This window comes from Sphingosinicella flava (assembly GCF_016025255.1).
GTDB classification, from domain to species: domain Bacteria; phylum Pseudomonadota; class Alphaproteobacteria; order Sphingomonadales; family Sphingomonadaceae; genus Allosphingosinicella; species Allosphingosinicella flava.
Genome location: NZ_CP065592.1, coordinates 2,188,343 through 2,204,461 on the forward strand (window position 1 = coordinate 2,188,343; position 16,119 = coordinate 2,204,461).

Sequence of the window (16,119 nt, forward strand, 5' to 3'; positions counted from 1 at the left end):
GCTGGGCTCCTGCTTTCGCAGGAGCACTCTTAGTTTAGGGTTTCACGCCACGCGGCAGGAACCAGCGGGCGATGACCAAGCCCGCCACCGCCAAGGTCGCGGCATCGGCGATGAAGGCGTAGATGGCGTGCGGCCAATCGTGATGGTAGAAGAGCGGGCCGCCCAGGTGCATTAGCGCGGATGCTGCCAACGAGAAAATGAGGACGAGCCGCGCGCGCGATGCGAAGTCCGGCACCCGGGCATCGATCCCGATCAGGGCCGATCCGATCAGCAGGGCGACGATGAAGTTGAGCACGAGCCCGCCGACCAGCGCGCCCGTATCCATCGCCGCGAAGCCGCCGCGATTATAGTGAATGGTGGCGATGGGGCCCTGCCCATACATCACCGTCTGCTCGGAACTCTCATCGGGATTGGGCACGAAATAGGTGCCGGTCTTGGGAAGATTGGCGGCGAGCGCCTGCTGAACAGTGGCGGCTTGAGTGTTGCCGAGCGTCGCATAGCTGAAGCGGACGAGCGGCGTGGCGTAGAAGATGAAGCCGACGATGAACATGGCGATCGCGGCGGCGAGCGATCCCAGGATGATGCGTGGCATGCGAGTCTCCCCTGTCTGTTATTGGTGGAGAGTGATGCAAACGCGCCAGCTTGGCAAATGGGATCAGCCGATCAGACCGCGGACGAAATCGTGGAGGCCGATGCGCCGCGTCGCCTTCAGCCGCTCGGCCTTCAGGATGTTGTGGACGAGCTCGCGGCATTTTTCGACATCGTTGTTGATCAGCACATAATCATATTCGGCCCAGTGACTGATCTCGGCCGCGGCGCGGGTCATCCGGCTTTGGATCACATCCTCGCTGTCCGTGCCGCGCGAGCGCAGGCGCCGTTCCAGCTCGTCCATCGACGGCGGCAGGATGAAGACGCGGACGATGTCGGGATCGACCTGCTTCAATTGCTGCGTGCCCTGCCAGTCGATGTCGAGCAGGACATCCTGGCCACCCTCGATGGTGCGCATCACCTCCGAACGGAGCGTGCCGTAGCGTCGCCCGAACACATGCGCCCATTCCAGGAACTCGCCCGCTTCGACCATGCGGTCGAATTCGGCGTCGGTGACGAAGAAATAATCCTTCCCATGTTCCTCGCCCGGCCGCATGGGACGCGTGGTGGCCGAGACGGAAAGGGCGATGCCGTCGTCGGAGCCGAGCAGCAGCCGCGCGATGGTGGACTTGCCCGCGCCGCTGGGGCTGGACAGGACAAACAGCAATCCCCGGCGCTTGAGCGGAAACGGAAGAGGCATAGCCGCTAGTGGCGCGCGCGGGCGCGGGGGTCAAGATGCTGAACCGATCCTCCCCGATACGGGGGCGAGAAGCGGAGGATGTCCGGGGGACATCCGAGCATCGCAGGGCGGAGCTTGGGGGACCATGCGCAGTCTGGTGGAGGGATTGCGCTCCCCTTCGTGCCAGCTCCTCCGTCAGCCTTTGGCTGCCACCTCCCCGTTCCGGGGAGGATTTAGCCCGTTCCGGGGAGGATTTAGCGCCCGATCATCCTTTCTGGCCGCACGACGCGGTCGAAGGTCGCTTCGTCGACGAGGCCGAGGGCCAAGCCGGCTTCCTTCAGCGTCAGGCCGTTTTCATGGGCATATTTGGCGATCCTTGCGGCATTGTCGTAGCCGATTTCGGGCGCGAGGGCGGTGACCAGCATGAGGGAGCGGTCGACCAATTCGGCGATCCGTTCCCGATCCGGCTCGAGGCCCTCGATGCAGCGGCGGCGGAAGCTGTCCATGCCGGTCGCGAGGAGGTCGATGGAGCGGAGCACGTTGGCGCCGATCAATGGCTTGAAGACGTTCAGCTCCAGATGGCCCTGCAGACCGCCGACCGTGATCGCCATGTGATTGCCGATCACCTGGCCCGCGACCATGGTGAGCATCTCGCATTGGGTCGGATTGACCTTGCCCGGCATGATCGAGCTGCCCGGCTCGTTTTCGGGCAAGTCGAGCTCGCCGAAGCCGGAGCGCGGGCCCGAACCCATGAGGCGGATGTCGTTCGCGACCTTGGTGAGCGCGACGGCTAAGGTGTTGAGCGTACCGGACAGGTGGACGATGGGATCGTTCGACGCCAGCGCTTCGAACTTGTTCTCGGCGGTGAAGAAGGGGAGGCCGGTCAGCTCCGCGATTTCCTGCGCGACGGCCGCGCCGAAGCCTTCGGGCGCGTTGAGGCCGGTGCCGACCGCCGTTCCCCCCTGCGCCAGCTGGCACATGCCGTGCATCACCGCCGGTTCGATCCGGCGGGCGCAGCGGTAGAGCTGGTTCGCATAGCCCGAAAATTCCTGGCCGAGCGTCAAGGGCGTCGCGTCCTGCAAATGGGTGCGGCCGATCTTGACGATATCGTCCCACGCCTCCGCCTTCGCCTGGAGCGCGGCGCGAAGGCCGTCGAGCGCGGGCATCATGCGCGCGGTGGCGGCACGGGCGGCGGCGATGTGGAGGGCGGTCGGAAAGCTGTCGTTGGACGATTGGCTCCGGTTCACGTCGTCATTGGGATGGACGGGGCTCTTGCCGCCGCGCGCGCCGGTCAGGATTTCGTTGGCGCGGCCGGCGATCACCTCGTTGACGTTCATGTTGGACTGGGTGCCCGAGCCCGTCTGCCAGATGACGAGCGGGAATTGATCGTCATGCTTCCCCGCGGCGACTTCGGCCGCCGCCGTATCGATCGCCTCCGCCTTCTGAGGATCGAGGCCGTGGCCGCGATTCACCCGCGCCGCCGCCCTCTTCACGATGGCGAGGGCGTGGACGATCTCGACCGGCATCCGCTCGCGGGCGCCGAAGGGGAAGTTCGCGATGGAGCGCTGCGTCTGGGCGCCCCAATAAGCGTCGGCGGGAACCTCGATCGGGCCGAAGCTGTCGGTCTCGGTACGGGTGGCTTCGCTCTGCATGCCTCTCCTTCCGCCCCGGATCGCCGTCCCTTATAAGGCAACGTCCCTTATAAGGGATCGTTCAACCAGCTTGGCGGCGGGACAGGCCTTACTTCTTCCGGCTGAAATCCACGGAAACGACGTTCGATCCGTCCTCGACCGGTTCGGCGACGGGATGGTCGTTTTCCGCCTCGTCATGGGGCGAGGGGCCGTCCTCGTCGACTTCGGCATGGAATTGCAGCGCGAAATCGACGGCGGGATCGACGAAGGAGGTGATGGCGGAAAAGGGGATGACGAGCTTCGCGGGCACCTGGTTGAAGCTGAGGCCGATTTCGAACAGATCCTTCTTCACCTTCAAATCCCAGAACCGGTTCTGGATGACGATCGTCATTTCGTCGGGAAAGCGCTCGATCAGGTGCTGGGGGATGTCGACCCCGGCGGCGCGCGTCTTGAAGGTGATGTAGAAATGGTGGCCGCCCGGCAGGTCGCCGGTCTTCTGCACTTCGCCGAGGACGCGGCCGACGACGGCGCGCAGCGCGTCCTGCACGATCTCGTCATAGGGAATCAGGCTGTCGGGCGTTTCGTCACTCATGCTTTGACTCGTAGCGCGGCCCGCTTCACGGTCAAGCGCGATGCGCCGCGCCGGATGGAATCATGGACGGCCGCCGGTCCTGGAGAAGAGCATGCCGATCGACGCCACACGCCCCTATGACGACAGCAATATCTTCGCGCGCATCCTGCGCGGCGAGCTGCCGTGTAAAAAGGTGTTCGAGGACGATCATGTCCTCGCCTTTCACGACATCAACCCCGCCGCGCCGACCCATATCCTCGTCATCCCCAAGGGCGCTTATGTGTCATGGGACGATTTTTCGGGGCGCGCGCCGGACGCGGAGATCGCCGCTTTCGTGAGGGCCGTGGGACGGATCGCGCGGGAGGAAGGGCTGGTCGCGCCCGGATACCGCCTGCTCGCCAATACCGGCGGAAATGCGGGCCAGGAAGTGCCGCACCTCCACGTCCATATCTTCGGCGGCGGGCCGCTGGGGCCGATGCTCAGCCGCTAAAGCGTCATAAACTGTTGCGCGCCGCGAGATTGCGGCTAGGCTCCGCCGCGCAATAACAACCAGGCCGCAGGGAGCGGCCGTCATGAGGGGACCCGTATGATTTTCGGGCGTGTCAAACCATTGGACGCTATTCTCGCGACTGCCGAGAAGAAGTCGCTGCACCGGTCGCTCGGTGCTCTCCAGCTTACCCTATTCGGCATCGGCTGCGTCATCGGCACCGGCATCTTCGTTCTGACCGCCGCCGGCGCGCAGAAAGCGGGGCCGGGCCTGATGCTCGCCTTCGCCATCGCCGGCCTCATCTGCATCGTCGCGGCGCTCTGCTACGCCGAAATCGCGGCGATGATCCCCGTCGCGGGGTCGGCCTACACCTACACCTATTCGGTCATGGGCGAGCTTCTCGCCTGGACGGTCGGATGGGCGCTCGTTCTTGAATATGCTGTCGCGGCAAGCGCCGTGGCGGTCGGCTGGTCTGGCTATTTCACGGGGACGATATTGGATCAGTTCCTGGGCATCCAGCTGCCCGCCGCCTTGAGCGCCGGACCGCTGGCCCTGGGCGGCGCGCCGGGCGGGTTCATCAACCTGCCCGCCGTGGTCATCGCCCTTCTCGTCACCTGGCTGCTGATGATCGGCACGACCGAGTCCGCGCGCGTCAACGCGATCCTGGTCGCCATCAAGGTGGCGGCGCTGACGGCCTTCATCATCCTCACCCTTCCGAAAGCGGAAGTCGCCAACTTCAATCCCTTCCTGCCCGCCGGCGTGTTCGGCGGCTTCGGTTCCGGCATCGGCGCAGTCGGCGCAGCGGCGACGATTTTCTTCGCTTATGTCGGCTTCGACGCGGTTTCGACCGCGGCGGAAGAAACCCGCGATCCGCAGAAGAACGTGCCGATCGGCCTGATCGGCAGCCTGCTCTTCTGCACCGTTTTCTATATCCTGGTCGCGGCGGGCGCGATCGGCACCATCGGCGGCCAGCCGATCATGGGTCCGAACGGCATTCCGTTCCCGGCCGGTTCGGAAGAGCTCGCCCGCCAATGCGCGCTGCCGCAATATGGCGAGATGCTGGTCTGCTCGAACGAAGCGCTGGCGCACGTCCTGCGCGTGATCGGTTTCTCCGGCATCGGCAACATGCTGGGCATCGCGGCGTTCGTCGCGCTGCCGTCGGTCATCCTGATCCTGCTGTTCGGCCAGACCCGCATCTTCTTCGTCATGAGCCGCGACGGCCTTCTTCCCGAAGGCCTGTCAAAGGTCCATCCGAAGTGGAAGACGCCCTATGTCGTCACCGCGATCACGGGCGGCATCGTCGCCTTCGCCGCGGCCTTCCTGCCCGTGGGCCAGCTTGCCGACATCGCCAATGCCGGGACGCTCTACGCCTTCATGATGGTGGCGATCGCGGTGATGATGCTGCGCAAGAAGGAGCCGAACCGGGAGCGGAAGTTCCGCACCCCCGCTTTGTGGCTGCTCGGGCCGTTGACGATCCTGGGTTGCATCTTCCTGTTCTTCAACCTGCCGCGCGACGCGATGCTGGTGCTGCCGATCTGGGGCGCCGTCGGCCTCGTCATCTATTATCTCTACAGCTACAGGAACAGCCATCTCGGCCGTGGTCTTGTGGAAGTGCATGAGACGGAAATCGCCGACATCGAGCCCGGCATTCCGGGCGTCGATGACGGGCATAACGCCTGAGGCTCGCGGCTTCCGGCAAAGAAAAAGGGAGGCGAAAGCCTCCCTTTTTTGTTGGCTTCGAAGCGGGTTCTCAGCCCATGCGCTGCGCTACCAGCGCCTTCAGGTCCGTTTCCGGCCGCGCGCCATAGTGGGAGATGACTTCGGCCGCGGCGATGGCGCCCATGCGGAGCGCGTCGGCATTCGAGCGGCCTTGCGCATGGCCGGCGAGGAAGCCGGCGGCGAAGAGGTCGCCCGCACCGGTGGTGTCGACGACCTTGGCGACGGGTTCGGCCGCCACGGCGACCTTCTCGCCTTTCTCGACGGCGATGGCGCCTTTTTCGCTGCGGGTAACGACGAGGAGCGGCACGCGCGTCTGGGTGAGCGCGACGGCCTTGTCGAAATCGTCCTCGCCGGTCAGCGATTTGATCTCCGCCTCATTGGCGAAGAGAATGTCGATCTTGCCCTGGTCGATGAGACCGTTGAAGCCGTCGCGGTGACGATCGATGCAGAAGCTGTCCGATAGGGTGAAGGCAACCTTGCGGCCCGCGCCGCGCGCAACTTGGATGGCGCGTTCCATCGCCTTGCGCGGTTCTTCCGGATCCCAGAGATAGCCTTCGAGATAGAGGATGGCGGCGGACTTGACCTGATCCTCGTCGATCTGGGCGACGTGAAGATGCTGAGATGCGCCGAGGAAGGTGTTCATCGTCCGTTGCGCGTCGGGCGTGACGAGGATCAGGCAGCGCGCGGTCGGAATGCCGCCCTGTGCTGCAGGCGTGACGAACTCCACGCCGAGGCTCCGGATATCATGGCTGAAAATCTCGCCAAGCTCATCATCTGACACTTGGCCGATGAAGCCTCCTCTGGCGCCCAAGGCGGCTATGCCCGCTGCCGTGTTGGCGGCCGACCCGCCACTTGTTTCGCGACCTGTTCTCATTTTGCCATAAAGGCGCGTTGCTTCTTCCGCGTCGATCAACCGCATCGAACCCTTGTCCAAACCTTCCTCCGCAAGGAAGTCGTCGGTGGAATTGGCGATCACGTCGACAATGGCGTTGCCGATGGCGAGAACGTCGAGACGAATAGCGGTCACGATTTTATAAAACCCCTGCTGTTGCTGTCCGCGACCTAGACGGCGGCGCAAGCGGGATCAACCGGAAGAGATGGTATATGAGTGGTTGACGGTGACGGGGCCGCAATGTTGTATCGGGCCATGCGCAAGCCTGGTTCATCCATCCGCCGTTCCGCAGCCTTTTTCGTGATGTCGGGCCTCACCACCGCTTGCGTGCCGAGCGTGGCGGAGCAGGCGCCTGCGCCCGCCGCGCCTGTCGTGGCGGCGCCCATTCCCGCCAATTATGGCGGACTTGGCACCGTGATTGGGCGGACCGCGGAGACATTGGAGCGCGCGTTCGGCAGGCCCGACCTCGACGTGCGCGAGGGGAATGCGCGCAAGCTGCAATTTTCGAGCAGCCTCTGCGTGCTCGATACCTATCTCTACCCGCCCGGCGGGCGCGGCGAGCCGGTCGTCACCCATGTCGATGCGCGCCGTCCGGACGGCAGCGATTTCGATCGCGCGTCCTGCGTCGCGGCACTTGGGCAGGCGCGCTGATAAAGCATTGTTCATGGACCCTGAATCACGTCCAGGGTGACGGTTCGGAGTCAGAGTGACGGTTTGGAGGTGAGTTGCCTGAGCGCCCACTCCGCCGCTTCCGCGACGACCGGATCATCATCAGCGGTCAGGCGCCGCAGAACCGGCGCCAGTCCAAGATCGCCGCTATTGCCCGCCGCGATGGCGGCGTTGCGCACCATGCGGTTGCGTCCGATCCGCTTGATCGGCGATCCGGCGAATATGGCGCGGAAGCCGGCATCGTCGAGGGACAGGAGGTCGGCGATGGCGGGCGCGGCAAGCTCCGCGCGGGGCAGGAAGGCGCGATTGCGATGCGCGGCGTCGGCGAACCGGTTCCAGGGACAAACGGCGAGGCAATCGTCGCAGCCATAGACGCGGTTGCCGATCGCGGTGCGATATTCCTCCGGAATGGGGCCCTTATGCTCGATGGTCAGATAGGAAATGCAGCGCCGCGCATCGAGCCGGTAGGGCGCGGGAAAGGCGTCCGTGGGGCAAGCCGCCTGGCAGGCGGTGCAGGAGCCGCAATGCGCGCGGTGCGGCACGTCCGGCGGAAGCTCCAGCGTCGTGTAGATGGCGCCGAGGAACAGCCAATTGCCATGCGCGCGGCTGACGAGATTGGTGTGCTTGCCCTGCCAGCCGAGGCCGGCCGCTTCCGACAACGGCTTTTCCATGACCGGGGCGGTGTCGACGAAGACCTTCAGTTCACATCCCGCTTCCGCGACCAGCCAGCGGGCGAGAGCCTTTAGCGCCTTTTTCACGGTGTCGTGATAATCGCCGCCCTGGGCATAGACGGAGATGCGCGCCTTGTCGGGATGACCGGCCAAGGCGAGCGGATCGGCGGCGGGCGCGTAGCTCATGCCGAGCGCGATGACGGAGCGGACGTCGGGCCAAAGCGCGGCGGGCGCGGCGCGGCGATCCGCCGTCTCCTCCATCCAGATCATGTCGCCATGGGCGCCATCGGCCAGCCAGTCGCGGAGGCGGGCGCCGCTTTGGGGCGCCGCATCGGCGGGGGCGACGCCGAACGCGCAGAAACCGAGGGCACGCGCCTCCGCCTCCAACCGTTCGCGCAGCTTTGCCTTGCCATCATCCATAGGGTCCAGCTACCATCTTGAAAGAAAAAGGGGATGCGAAAAGATGCCGGGTGGGGTGGCGATCGAGGCGAAAGGCCTGTTCAAGGCGTTTGACGGCAAGACGGCGGTCGATGGCGTCGACATCATGGTGCCGGAAGGCACGATCTACGGCATTCTCGGCCCCAACGGCGCGGGCAAGACCACGACGATTCGCATGCTGCTCGGCATCATCGATCCGGATCGGGGGGAACGGACTTTGCTCGGCCATGACGAACCGATCGAGGCGGCCGCCATCGTCGGCTATCTGCCCGAGGAGCGCGGCCTCTATCCATCGATGACGGCGCGCGAGGCCATCGCCTTCATGGGCGCGCTGCGCGGCCTGCCGCTCGAAACGGGGCGCAAGCGCGCCGAGGGCATGCTGCGGGACAACGGCCTTGGCGATTATATTCACAAGCCGATCAAGAGCCTGTCCAAGGGCATGGCGCAGACGGTCCAGCTGTTCGGCACCATCGTCCACCGGCCGAAGCTGATCGTCCTCGACGAACCGTTTTCGGGTCTCGACGCCATCAACCAGGGACGGCTCGAAAGCCTGATCAAGGCGGAGGCGGCGGACGGCACGACCGTCATCTTTTCCACCCACGTCATCGCCCATGCCGAGCGATTGTGCGAGCGGATCGCGATCATCGCGGGCGGCAAGCTCCGTTTCGAAGGCAAGGTCTCCGAGGCGCGCGACCGGCTGCGGCCGCAAGTGCGGCTGAGGACGCGCGCGCAGGACGGGCCATGGCGGAAGGCGCTGCCCGCCGACGCGGTGCAGACGGATGGCTGTTTTCAGTTCGAATTGCCCCGAAGCGGGATCGAGCCCTTGCTCAAGACGCTAATCGAGGGCGGCGCGGGAATTGAGGAATTGTCGATCGAGCGGCCCGGCCTGCACGACGCCTTCGTGGCGATCGCGGGCGATGCCGCTGCGCGTGAAATGAAGCGGGATGCCGGAATGGAGGCTGCAGCGTGAACGACATTTTCCGGGCCGCCTGGATCATCTGCCGCCGCGATTTCGTCGCGACCGTCTATTCGCGGACGTTCGTCCTGTTCCTGCTCGCGCCCCTGATCGGCATCGGGTTCGGCTATCTGATCGGCGAGACGACCGGCGATGCCGACCGCGACATCAGCCGCCCGAAGGTCGCGATCGTCGCGGCGGCCGAAACGGCGGCGGCGATGGAGGCCGCGCACAAGAAATTGAGCGAAGCGCTGGGCGAACGCGCCTTGCCGGTGATCGAAAGCATCGTGCCGGAAGGGGCGGGCGAGGCCCAGGCGCGCGCGCTCCTCGCGTCCAGCGAGGCGAACGTGTCGGCGGTCATGACCGGGACGCTGGACCGTCCCGTCATCTACGGTCCCGCCGATACGGTCGGCAACCTGTCGAAGGAAATGGCGCTCGTCGCGGAAACCGCCCGGACCGGAGACGCCTTGCGCGCCGCGGGCGCGGCGGCGCAGGCGCCTGACGTCGCCATCGTCACCACGCCGGGCGCGGGCGGCGAGGTCAATATGGGCCGCCATGCCCTTGCCCGCGTCGGGCAGACGGTCATCTTCTTCTTCACCATTTTCCTGGCCGGGATGCTGCTGTCGAACCTGGTCGAGGAAAAATCGAACAAGGTCATCGAGATCCTCGCGGCCGCCGTGCCGCTCGACGCGGTGTTCCTCGGCAAGATCATGGCGATGCTCGCCATTTCCGTGATCGGGGTCGTCATCTGGGGAACGCTCGGCGTCGCCGCGGTCTATTTCTTCCAGGGCGTGGCGGGCTGGCTGATCCCGCCCGCGGTCGGGTGGCCGCTCTTCATCCTGCTCCTGCTTTTCTACTTCGCCGCCAACTATATGCTGTTCGGCGCCCTGTTCGTCGGCATCGGCGCGCAGGCGAACAGCGTGCGCGAGGTGCAGACCCTGTCGATGCCGATCACGTTCGGGCAATTGATCTTCTTTGCCGCGGCCAGCGCCACGGTGGGCCAGGCCAACCTGTCCTGGACGATCGGCGGGGCCTTGTTCCCGCTCACATCGCCGCTGACGATGATCGCGCTCGCCGCCCAGTCGCCCGCATTGTGGCCCCATCTGCTCGCCATCCTGTGGCAGCTCACCTGGCTGTTCATCATCGTCCGGGTGGCGACGCTCATGTTCCGCGTGACGGTGATGAAATCGGGCAAGGCGGGATCCTTCTTCGGGCCCTTGAAAGCCGCCTTCGCGCGCAAGCCCTAGGGCGCGGGCACCAATTCCATCACGTCCAGGCGCGATTCCGGGCGCGGCGCGGGCATGACGAGGCGGAAGCGGAAATCCTCCACCCGCTCGAACAGGCCGGCAATGTCGCGCGCCGCATTCTCGCCGTAAGGAAGCGGCGCCTTTTCCGGGCCGAGCGCGACAGCGCCGAGGAAGATCAGGCGGGTCTTGCTGCCCTCATCGTCCCACAGATAACCGCCCGGGCGTTCGGACCCTGTATCCTTGGTGAGGGCAAGCCGGTCCTCATTGACCCCGACATAGCAATAGAAGCTCTTATAGGCGGTGAAGGCGCGCTGCTTTGTGCCCGGCGCGCCGAAGCGGAGGATACGGCACTGGTAGAAACCGGGCGTCGGCGCCGGGCGCGGAAGCGTGGCGCCGGGGTCGAGAAGGGAGCCTTCATTCGCTATCGCGCGGCCGAAACCCTTGCTCCTGGCGAGCTTCAGGGCGTCGGACCAGGCGGCTGCGACCGATTCGATCTTTGCCGTGTCGCTAGCGGTGGCGACACGCGTCCATCTATCCTCGTCTGGAACCTCGATCATGACGGTCGCGGCCTTGGGCGGCGCTGGCGTCTGGCAAGCGCCGAGCCCCAGGGTCAGGGTGCATAGGATCGAACGGAGGCGCGGTCGCATCTCTTCTCCACGAGGGTGGACAGACGGTACGCAACAGGCCGGTCGATGAGCCCGGCAAACCTGTCAGATAGGCGCGATCAGTGAACGAATCGTGCAACCACGTCGCGATAGGAGCGACTGACCTTCACCTGGCTGCCGCTGTCGAGGACGAGGAAGCATTCGCCATTGGTGTGCGGCTTCACCTGCCGGACCTGGTCGAGGTTGACGATGGTCGACCGGTGCACGCGCTGGAAGCGGCGCGGGTCGAGGCGCTTTTCCAAGTCCTTCATCGTTTCGCGCAGGATGAGCGTGTTGTCGCCGGTATAGATGCACATATAGTCGCCCGCCGCGTCGATCTTCTCGATGGAATCGACGTCGACGCGGTAGATCTGGCCGCGATCCTTGATGTTGATGAGCTTTTCATAGCGGTTGGCGGCATAGCCTTCCTCCGCCTGGTCGACGGTATCGACCGCGTCGGGGGCGACTTCGGCGAGCACTTCCTTGAGCTTCCCCGCTTCCTCCGCGCTTCGCCGCTCGGTGAGGCGCTGGCGCACCCGTTCCAGCGTGTCGGCGAGCCGGTCTTCCTCCACCGGCTTCATGAGATAGTCGACCGCCTGCGCTTCGAACGCGCGGATCGCGTGATCGGAATAAGCCGTCACGAAGACGAAGAGCGGCGGTTCCACCTCCATCAAGCCCTGGATGACGGAAAAGCCGTCGAAGCCGGGCATCTGGATATCGAGGAAAACGAGGTCGGGCTTATGGGTCTTGATCGACCGGATCGCCTCCCGCCCATTGTTGCAGGTATCGATGATCTCGACATCTTCGTGGCGTTCGAGGCGGAGCTGCAGGCCCTGGATGGCAAGCGGTTCGTCGTCGACCAGGATCGTGCGGATGGTCATTTGGGTTCCTCGGTTAGGTAAGGAATATCGATGATAACGCTAAATCCCCCTGAAGTGTTCGTTTGAGTCTCAAAACGATGGTCGGCGCCATAGGCTTGCGCCAGACGGTCCCGAATATTCGGCAAGCCGACGCCGGTTGAGACGGCGGACGCGGCGGATTGTTCCTGGGGACCGGGGCCGGTATCCGACACGGTGATCGTCACCCGGTCGCCGATGCGGTGCGCGTCGATGGATATTTCCGCGCCTTCCTCCTGCGGCGTCACCGCATATTTGATCGCATTTTCGACAAGCGGCTGAAGGAGAAGGGAGGGAAGCCGCGCCCGGGCCGCGTGCGGATCGATGTTGAAGGCGGGACGGAGCCGGTCCTCGAACCGCATTTTTTCGATTTCCAGATAGAGCTTCAGCGTCTCCACTTCCTGCGCGATCGTCACCGAACCGGTGGGTTCGTTGACCAAAGTGTAGCGGAGAAAGGATGACAGGCGCGAGAGCATCGCATTCGCCCGCTCGGTCTGCCGCAACAGGACGAGGGTCGAGATGGAATTGAGCGTGTTGAACAGAAAGTGCGGATTGAGCTGGTAGCGCAGCATGGCGAGCTGGGCCGAGCTGGCCTGCGCTTCGAGCCGGAGCAGCTTGTCGGCCTGTTCTTCCAGCAGGATGTAGTAATTGATGCTGTAATAAAGCGCGGACCAGGCGACGAGCAGGGTGAAATCGAGCAGGATCGCGCCGAAGAACTGGAAGCCCTCGGGCCGGAAGCCGGGGCGGATGAAGGTGGCGTGGCTCCACGTTTCGATCGCCGAAAAGATGGCCGAGGCGAGGAAAACGAGGAGGATCGACACCGTCCAGGTGATGACCGGCTTCAACCGGAAGAGCCGCCGGTAGGCCGCCGCCATCAACAGGGTCAGCGAATAGCCGGTCGCGGTCAGCAGCGCGGTGTGCAGCAGGAAGGAGAAGCCCATCGCGTTGGCGAGGCCGGACAGCGCGCGGAGGAGAAAGTAGCCCGCCCACCCGGCCGACTGGAGAATCCAGAAGGCGCGGTTCTTGTCGTCGAAAAAAGGTTCTTGCTGCAGATGGAAACGCTTGCCCCGCGCGGGCGGCAGGGTGGCCGCCGCGCCCGCCGTGCCGATCGCCGCCGGCGGCGTCAGGATCGCGGGCTCAGTCGCCAACCGTTCCCGCCTTTTGTTCCGGAAGCACCAGCATCGACCAATCGCCCTGTTCGGTGACGTGAGCCGCGACCGCGGCCCGCAAATCTTCCGCCGTCATCGCCTGATAGTCGGCAAGGAAGGTTCGCGTCTGCTCTATCAGCCTGGGATCTTCCGTCCACCCCTCCAGCGTGTCGAGCCAATAGCCGTTCGTCGCCAGGCGCCGTTCGATGCCGCTGACGATCGGGTTCTGGGCGCGGGCGAATTCGTCCGGCTCCACCGGCTTGGCGGCGAGATCGGCGACGATTTCCCGCGCGATGCGGAAGAAGGTATCGGCGCTTTCCGGCCGGATTTCGGCGGAGGCGTAGAAGATGCCCCAATCGGGGAAGATGTCGGAACTGCCCGACGATGCGGTCGGGGAATAGCTCGCGCCCTCCTCCTCGCGCAGGCGGTCGAACAAGCGGACCTGCAGGATGTTGGCGGCCATGCCGAGCGCGCGCAATTCCTTGCGCCGTTCCATGCCGCCAAAGGTTGTCCAGCCGATGATCGCCTGCGCCTGGCTCGGATCGCCCTTGTGGGTGAAGACGACCGGCTTGGGCGACGGGGCCGGGGGAGATGCCGGGCGGCGCGGCTGCGCGGCGGCGGGGCGGGCAGGGAGAGCGGCGATGGTCGCCTTCATGGCGGCGACGGCGGTTTCGATATCCACGTCGCCGACGACGATCGCCTCGATCGGGCCGGTCGAGAGAGCGGGCGCGAAGAAAGCCTTAAACTCCGCGTCGGTCGCGGCGCTGATGACGCTTTTTTCGGGCGTCGCCCAGCGGAGGTCGCCGCGCCGGGCGAAGGCGGAAAATTCGCGGCCCGCGCGCGCCGACGCCGAGGCGAAGGCGAGATCGTAGCTGTCGAGCATCCCGGCCTTGGCCCGCGCGAACAAGGCGTCGTCCCAGCGCGGATAAGCGAGCTTGGTCGCGAGCAGCCGCATCTGATCGGCCAGATCCTCCTTGTTGGTGCTGCCGGACAATTGAAACGCGTCCTCGGTCACCGCGAAGTTCATCGCGATGCGGCGCCCGGTCAGCAGGCGCTCCAGCCCGTCGAGGTCGAGATCCGCCAGACCCGACGGCGCCACGACGCCGCTCATGAAGGCGAGCGTCGAACGGTCGGTGGGCAGGCCCGCGACGCCTTCGCCGAACAGCAGCTTCACGCCGACCCGGCCTTGCTCATAATCGGTTTTCTTGAAGGTGAGGGTGGAGCCGTTGGCGAAGCGAACGATGGTGACGCCGAGGTCCGCAATCTCCTGACGCGAAACCTCGCGTCCGGGCGCGCCGAGCTTCGGCAGATCGTCGAACGTCACGACCCGGTCCGCCACGCGCGTCGCGGGCGCGGCCTTTTGCGCCGCCAGAAGCGCCGACATCGCCGCGCCCTGCCCGCCGACATCGCTGGGGGAGAGCAGCACCATGCGGGGGCCGGAGCCTTCGAACAGGCTTTTCATGCGCGTCCAGACCGCCTGCGGCGTCATCGCCGGGCTCAATTGATCGAGCAGGATGAGCGACGTTTTCGCGCTGGTAATGACGCTGTTGCCGTCGATGGCGCCGACCAGGGCCTGCGCCCATTGCTGCGACTTGATCGTATTTTCGCCTTCCACGGCCGAAACCGCGGCGCGCCGCATATTTTGAAGCTCGCGGGCGATTTCCGCCTCGCTCGGCGGCGCGCGCAACGCGTCGGCGATGATGGCGAAGCTCTGGTTCAGGCTCTCGCGCCACTGGCCCTCGCGCGCGGTGATGTTGAGCTGCGTGGTGTCGGCGATGTTGGTCGACCGCGCATTGCCGACCCCCGCCCCGACATAGGCGGCCTTGCCGCTGCGGGCATGGGCCTCGAGGCGGCGATTGATGATCTGCGTGGCGAGCGTCCGTTCAAAATCCAGTTTCTCGCGCGCCAGGGTCGGCGCTTCGGCTTCATAGGGCCGCAGCCAGACGACCGACGCGTTATAAGGCGCGCCGGGATAAGCGAGCGATGCCGCGCCCTCCTTGGGCTGGATGATCGCGCCGTAATCGACGGCGGGAGGCGGCGGGCCTTCCGCCTTCCAGTCGCCGAAGCGCTTGGCGATCAAGTCCGCCATCATCTTCGGATCGGCGTCGCCGACCATGACGATGGTGGCGCGTTCGGGACGATACCAACGTTCGTAAAAAGCCTTGAGGCCCGCCGCGTCGGCACCGGCAAGCGTGGTTTCGGTGCCGATCGTGTCGCGCTGGGCATATTTGAGGCCGGCATAGAAAAGCGGCCGGGACACTTCGTCATAGCGGGAGGCGAGTTCCGACCGGCGCCTTTTTTCGGCGAGCACGATCTTGCGCTCCGCATCCACCGCTTCCGGCGCGAAGAGGGCGGTGTCGACCATCTCCGAGAGAACGTGGAGGCTCTTGTCGAGCGAGGTCTGATCCGCATGCGGCAGATCGAGCTGATAGACGGTCTGCGTCGAATCGGTCGTCGCATTGGTATCGCTGCCGAAGCTGGCGCCGAATTGCTGCCAGATATGGCGCGCCTCGCGATCGCCGAAGCTCGCCGAGCCTCGGAAGGCCAGATGCTCGACGAAGTGGGCCCAGCCCTGCTGGTGATCCTCTTCATTGAGGGAACCGGTGTCGATGCGCACCCGGATCGAGACCTGGCCCTGCGGCAAGGCGTTCTTGCGCACCGCATAGCGGACGCCGTTCGGCAGGGTGCCGAACGTCCAGGCAGGGTCGGGGGCGATGTCGCTGTTCGCGTAGAACCAGCCGTCGCTTCCCTGCTGGGCGGCGGCAAGCGGGGTCGCGAGAAGTGCGAAAGCGGCGATCAGCCAGCGTATCGGTCGATGCATGGGCCTTAAGCTAATGAGGGTGGAGGGGTTTGCAACCTCCATCGAAGCGGATGGACAGGCGCT

At 65.3% G+C, this 16,119-nt stretch carries 15 protein-coding genes; 5 read left to right on the forward strand and 10 right to left on the reverse strand.

What is annotated here, in order from left to right; translation table 11 throughout:
* Positions 1 to 34 precede the first annotated feature (34 nt).
* The 4 genes from IC614_RS11160 to IC614_RS11175 form a co-directional block, all read right to left on the reverse strand.
* Positions 35 to 592 (reverse strand): hypothetical protein, encoded by a 558-nt coding sequence (locus IC614_RS11160; RefSeq protein WP_200971537.1) that lies wholly within the window; start codon positions 590 to 592, stop codon positions 35 to 37.
* Positions 593 to 655: 63 nt separating this feature from the next.
* Positions 656 to 1,288 carry a guanylate kinase gene (gene gmk, locus IC614_RS11165; protein WP_200971538.1) on the reverse strand — a complete coding sequence of 211 codons (633 nt, stop codon included), beginning with the start codon at positions 1,286 to 1,288 and terminating at the stop codon, positions 656 to 658.
* 233 nt (positions 1,289 to 1,521) lie between these two features.
* Positions 1,522 to 2,919: a class II fumarate hydratase gene (gene fumC / locus IC614_RS11170; RefSeq protein ID WP_200971539.1), complete on the reverse strand. Its 1,398-nt coding sequence runs from the start codon at positions 2,917 to 2,919 to the stop codon at positions 1,522 to 1,524.
* An 88-nt stretch (positions 2,920 to 3,007) separates the two neighbouring features.
* A complete protein-coding gene (locus IC614_RS11175; RefSeq protein ID WP_200971540.1) occupies positions 3,008 to 3,490 on the reverse strand; it encodes an SspB family protein in 483 nt (160 codons plus the stop codon).
* Positions 3,491 to 3,581: 91 nt separating this feature from the next.
* Between IC614_RS11175 and IC614_RS11180 the strand changes: the two genes are divergently transcribed.
* Complete coding sequence (locus IC614_RS11180; RefSeq protein ID WP_200971541.1) at positions 3,582 to 3,959, forward strand: histidine triad nucleotide-binding protein; 378 nt, start codon at positions 3,582 to 3,584, stop codon at positions 3,957 to 3,959.
* Positions 3,960 to 4,055: 96 nt separating this feature from the next.
* Positions 4,056 to 5,636 (forward strand): amino acid permease, encoded by a 1,581-nt coding sequence (locus tag IC614_RS11185; protein ID WP_200971542.1) that lies wholly within the window; start codon positions 4,056 to 4,058, stop codon positions 5,634 to 5,636.
* A gap of 70 nt (positions 5,637 to 5,706) precedes the next feature.
* On the opposite strand, the gene IC614_RS11190 is transcribed toward IC614_RS11185, so the two are convergent.
* Entirely contained in the window at positions 5,707 to 6,702 is a 996-nt protein-coding gene (locus IC614_RS11190; RefSeq protein ID WP_200971543.1) for an adenosine kinase, read from the reverse strand.
* Positions 6,703 to 6,822: 120 nt separating this feature from the next.
* Here IC614_RS11190 and IC614_RS11195 point away from each other — a divergent pair, with 120 nt between their 5' ends.
* Positions 6,823 to 7,218 (forward strand): hypothetical protein, encoded by a 396-nt coding sequence (locus tag IC614_RS11195; RefSeq protein ID WP_200971544.1) that lies wholly within the window; start codon positions 6,823 to 6,825, stop codon positions 7,216 to 7,218.
* Positions 7,219 to 7,268: 50 nt separating this feature from the next.
* Here IC614_RS11195 and queG read toward each other — a convergent pair whose 3' ends face one another.
* Entirely contained in the window at positions 7,269 to 8,327 is a 1,059-nt protein-coding gene (queG, locus tag IC614_RS11200; protein WP_200971545.1) for a tRNA epoxyqueuosine(34) reductase QueG, read from the reverse strand.
* Between the two features lie 43 nt (positions 8,328 to 8,370).
* On the opposite strand from queG, the gene IC614_RS11205 reads away from it, so the two are divergent.
* Both IC614_RS11205 and IC614_RS11210 read left to right on the forward strand, forming a co-directional pair.
* A complete protein-coding gene (locus tag IC614_RS11205) occupies positions 8,371 to 9,315 on the forward strand; it encodes an ABC transporter ATP-binding protein (protein WP_200971546.1) in 945 nt (314 codons plus the stop codon).
* Positions 9,312 to 10,547 (forward strand): ABC transporter permease, encoded by a 1,236-nt coding sequence (locus IC614_RS11210; RefSeq protein WP_200971547.1) that lies wholly within the window; start codon positions 9,312 to 9,314, stop codon positions 10,545 to 10,547. The genes IC614_RS11205 and IC614_RS11210 overlap by 4 nt, the downstream gene beginning before the upstream one ends.
* Here the strand turns inward: IC614_RS11210 and IC614_RS11215 are convergent.
* The 4 genes from IC614_RS11215 to IC614_RS11230 form a co-directional block, all read right to left on the reverse strand.
* The gene (locus IC614_RS11215; RefSeq protein ID WP_200971548.1) at positions 10,544 to 11,194 is read right to left on the reverse strand and encodes a DUF4893 domain-containing protein; all 651 of its coding nucleotides are present in this window, start codon (positions 11,192 to 11,194) and stop codon (positions 10,544 to 10,546) included. The genes IC614_RS11210 and IC614_RS11215 overlap by 4 nt on opposite strands.
* A gap of 77 nt (positions 11,195 to 11,271) precedes the next feature.
* Positions 11,272 to 12,072: a LytR/AlgR family response regulator transcription factor gene (locus IC614_RS11220; protein ID WP_200971549.1), complete on the reverse strand. Its 801-nt coding sequence runs from the start codon at positions 12,070 to 12,072 to the stop codon at positions 11,272 to 11,274.
* The gene (locus tag IC614_RS11225) at positions 12,069 to 13,139 is read right to left on the reverse strand and encodes a sensor histidine kinase (RefSeq protein ID WP_200973206.1); all 1,071 of its coding nucleotides are present in this window, start codon (positions 13,137 to 13,139) and stop codon (positions 12,069 to 12,071) included. The genes IC614_RS11220 and IC614_RS11225 overlap by 4 nt, the downstream gene beginning before the upstream one ends.
* A gap of 85 nt (positions 13,140 to 13,224) precedes the next feature.
* Entirely contained in the window at positions 13,225 to 16,056 is a 2,832-nt protein-coding gene (locus tag IC614_RS11230) for a M16 family metallopeptidase (RefSeq protein ID WP_200971550.1), read from the reverse strand.
* Positions 16,057 to 16,119: the final 63 nt, after the last annotated feature.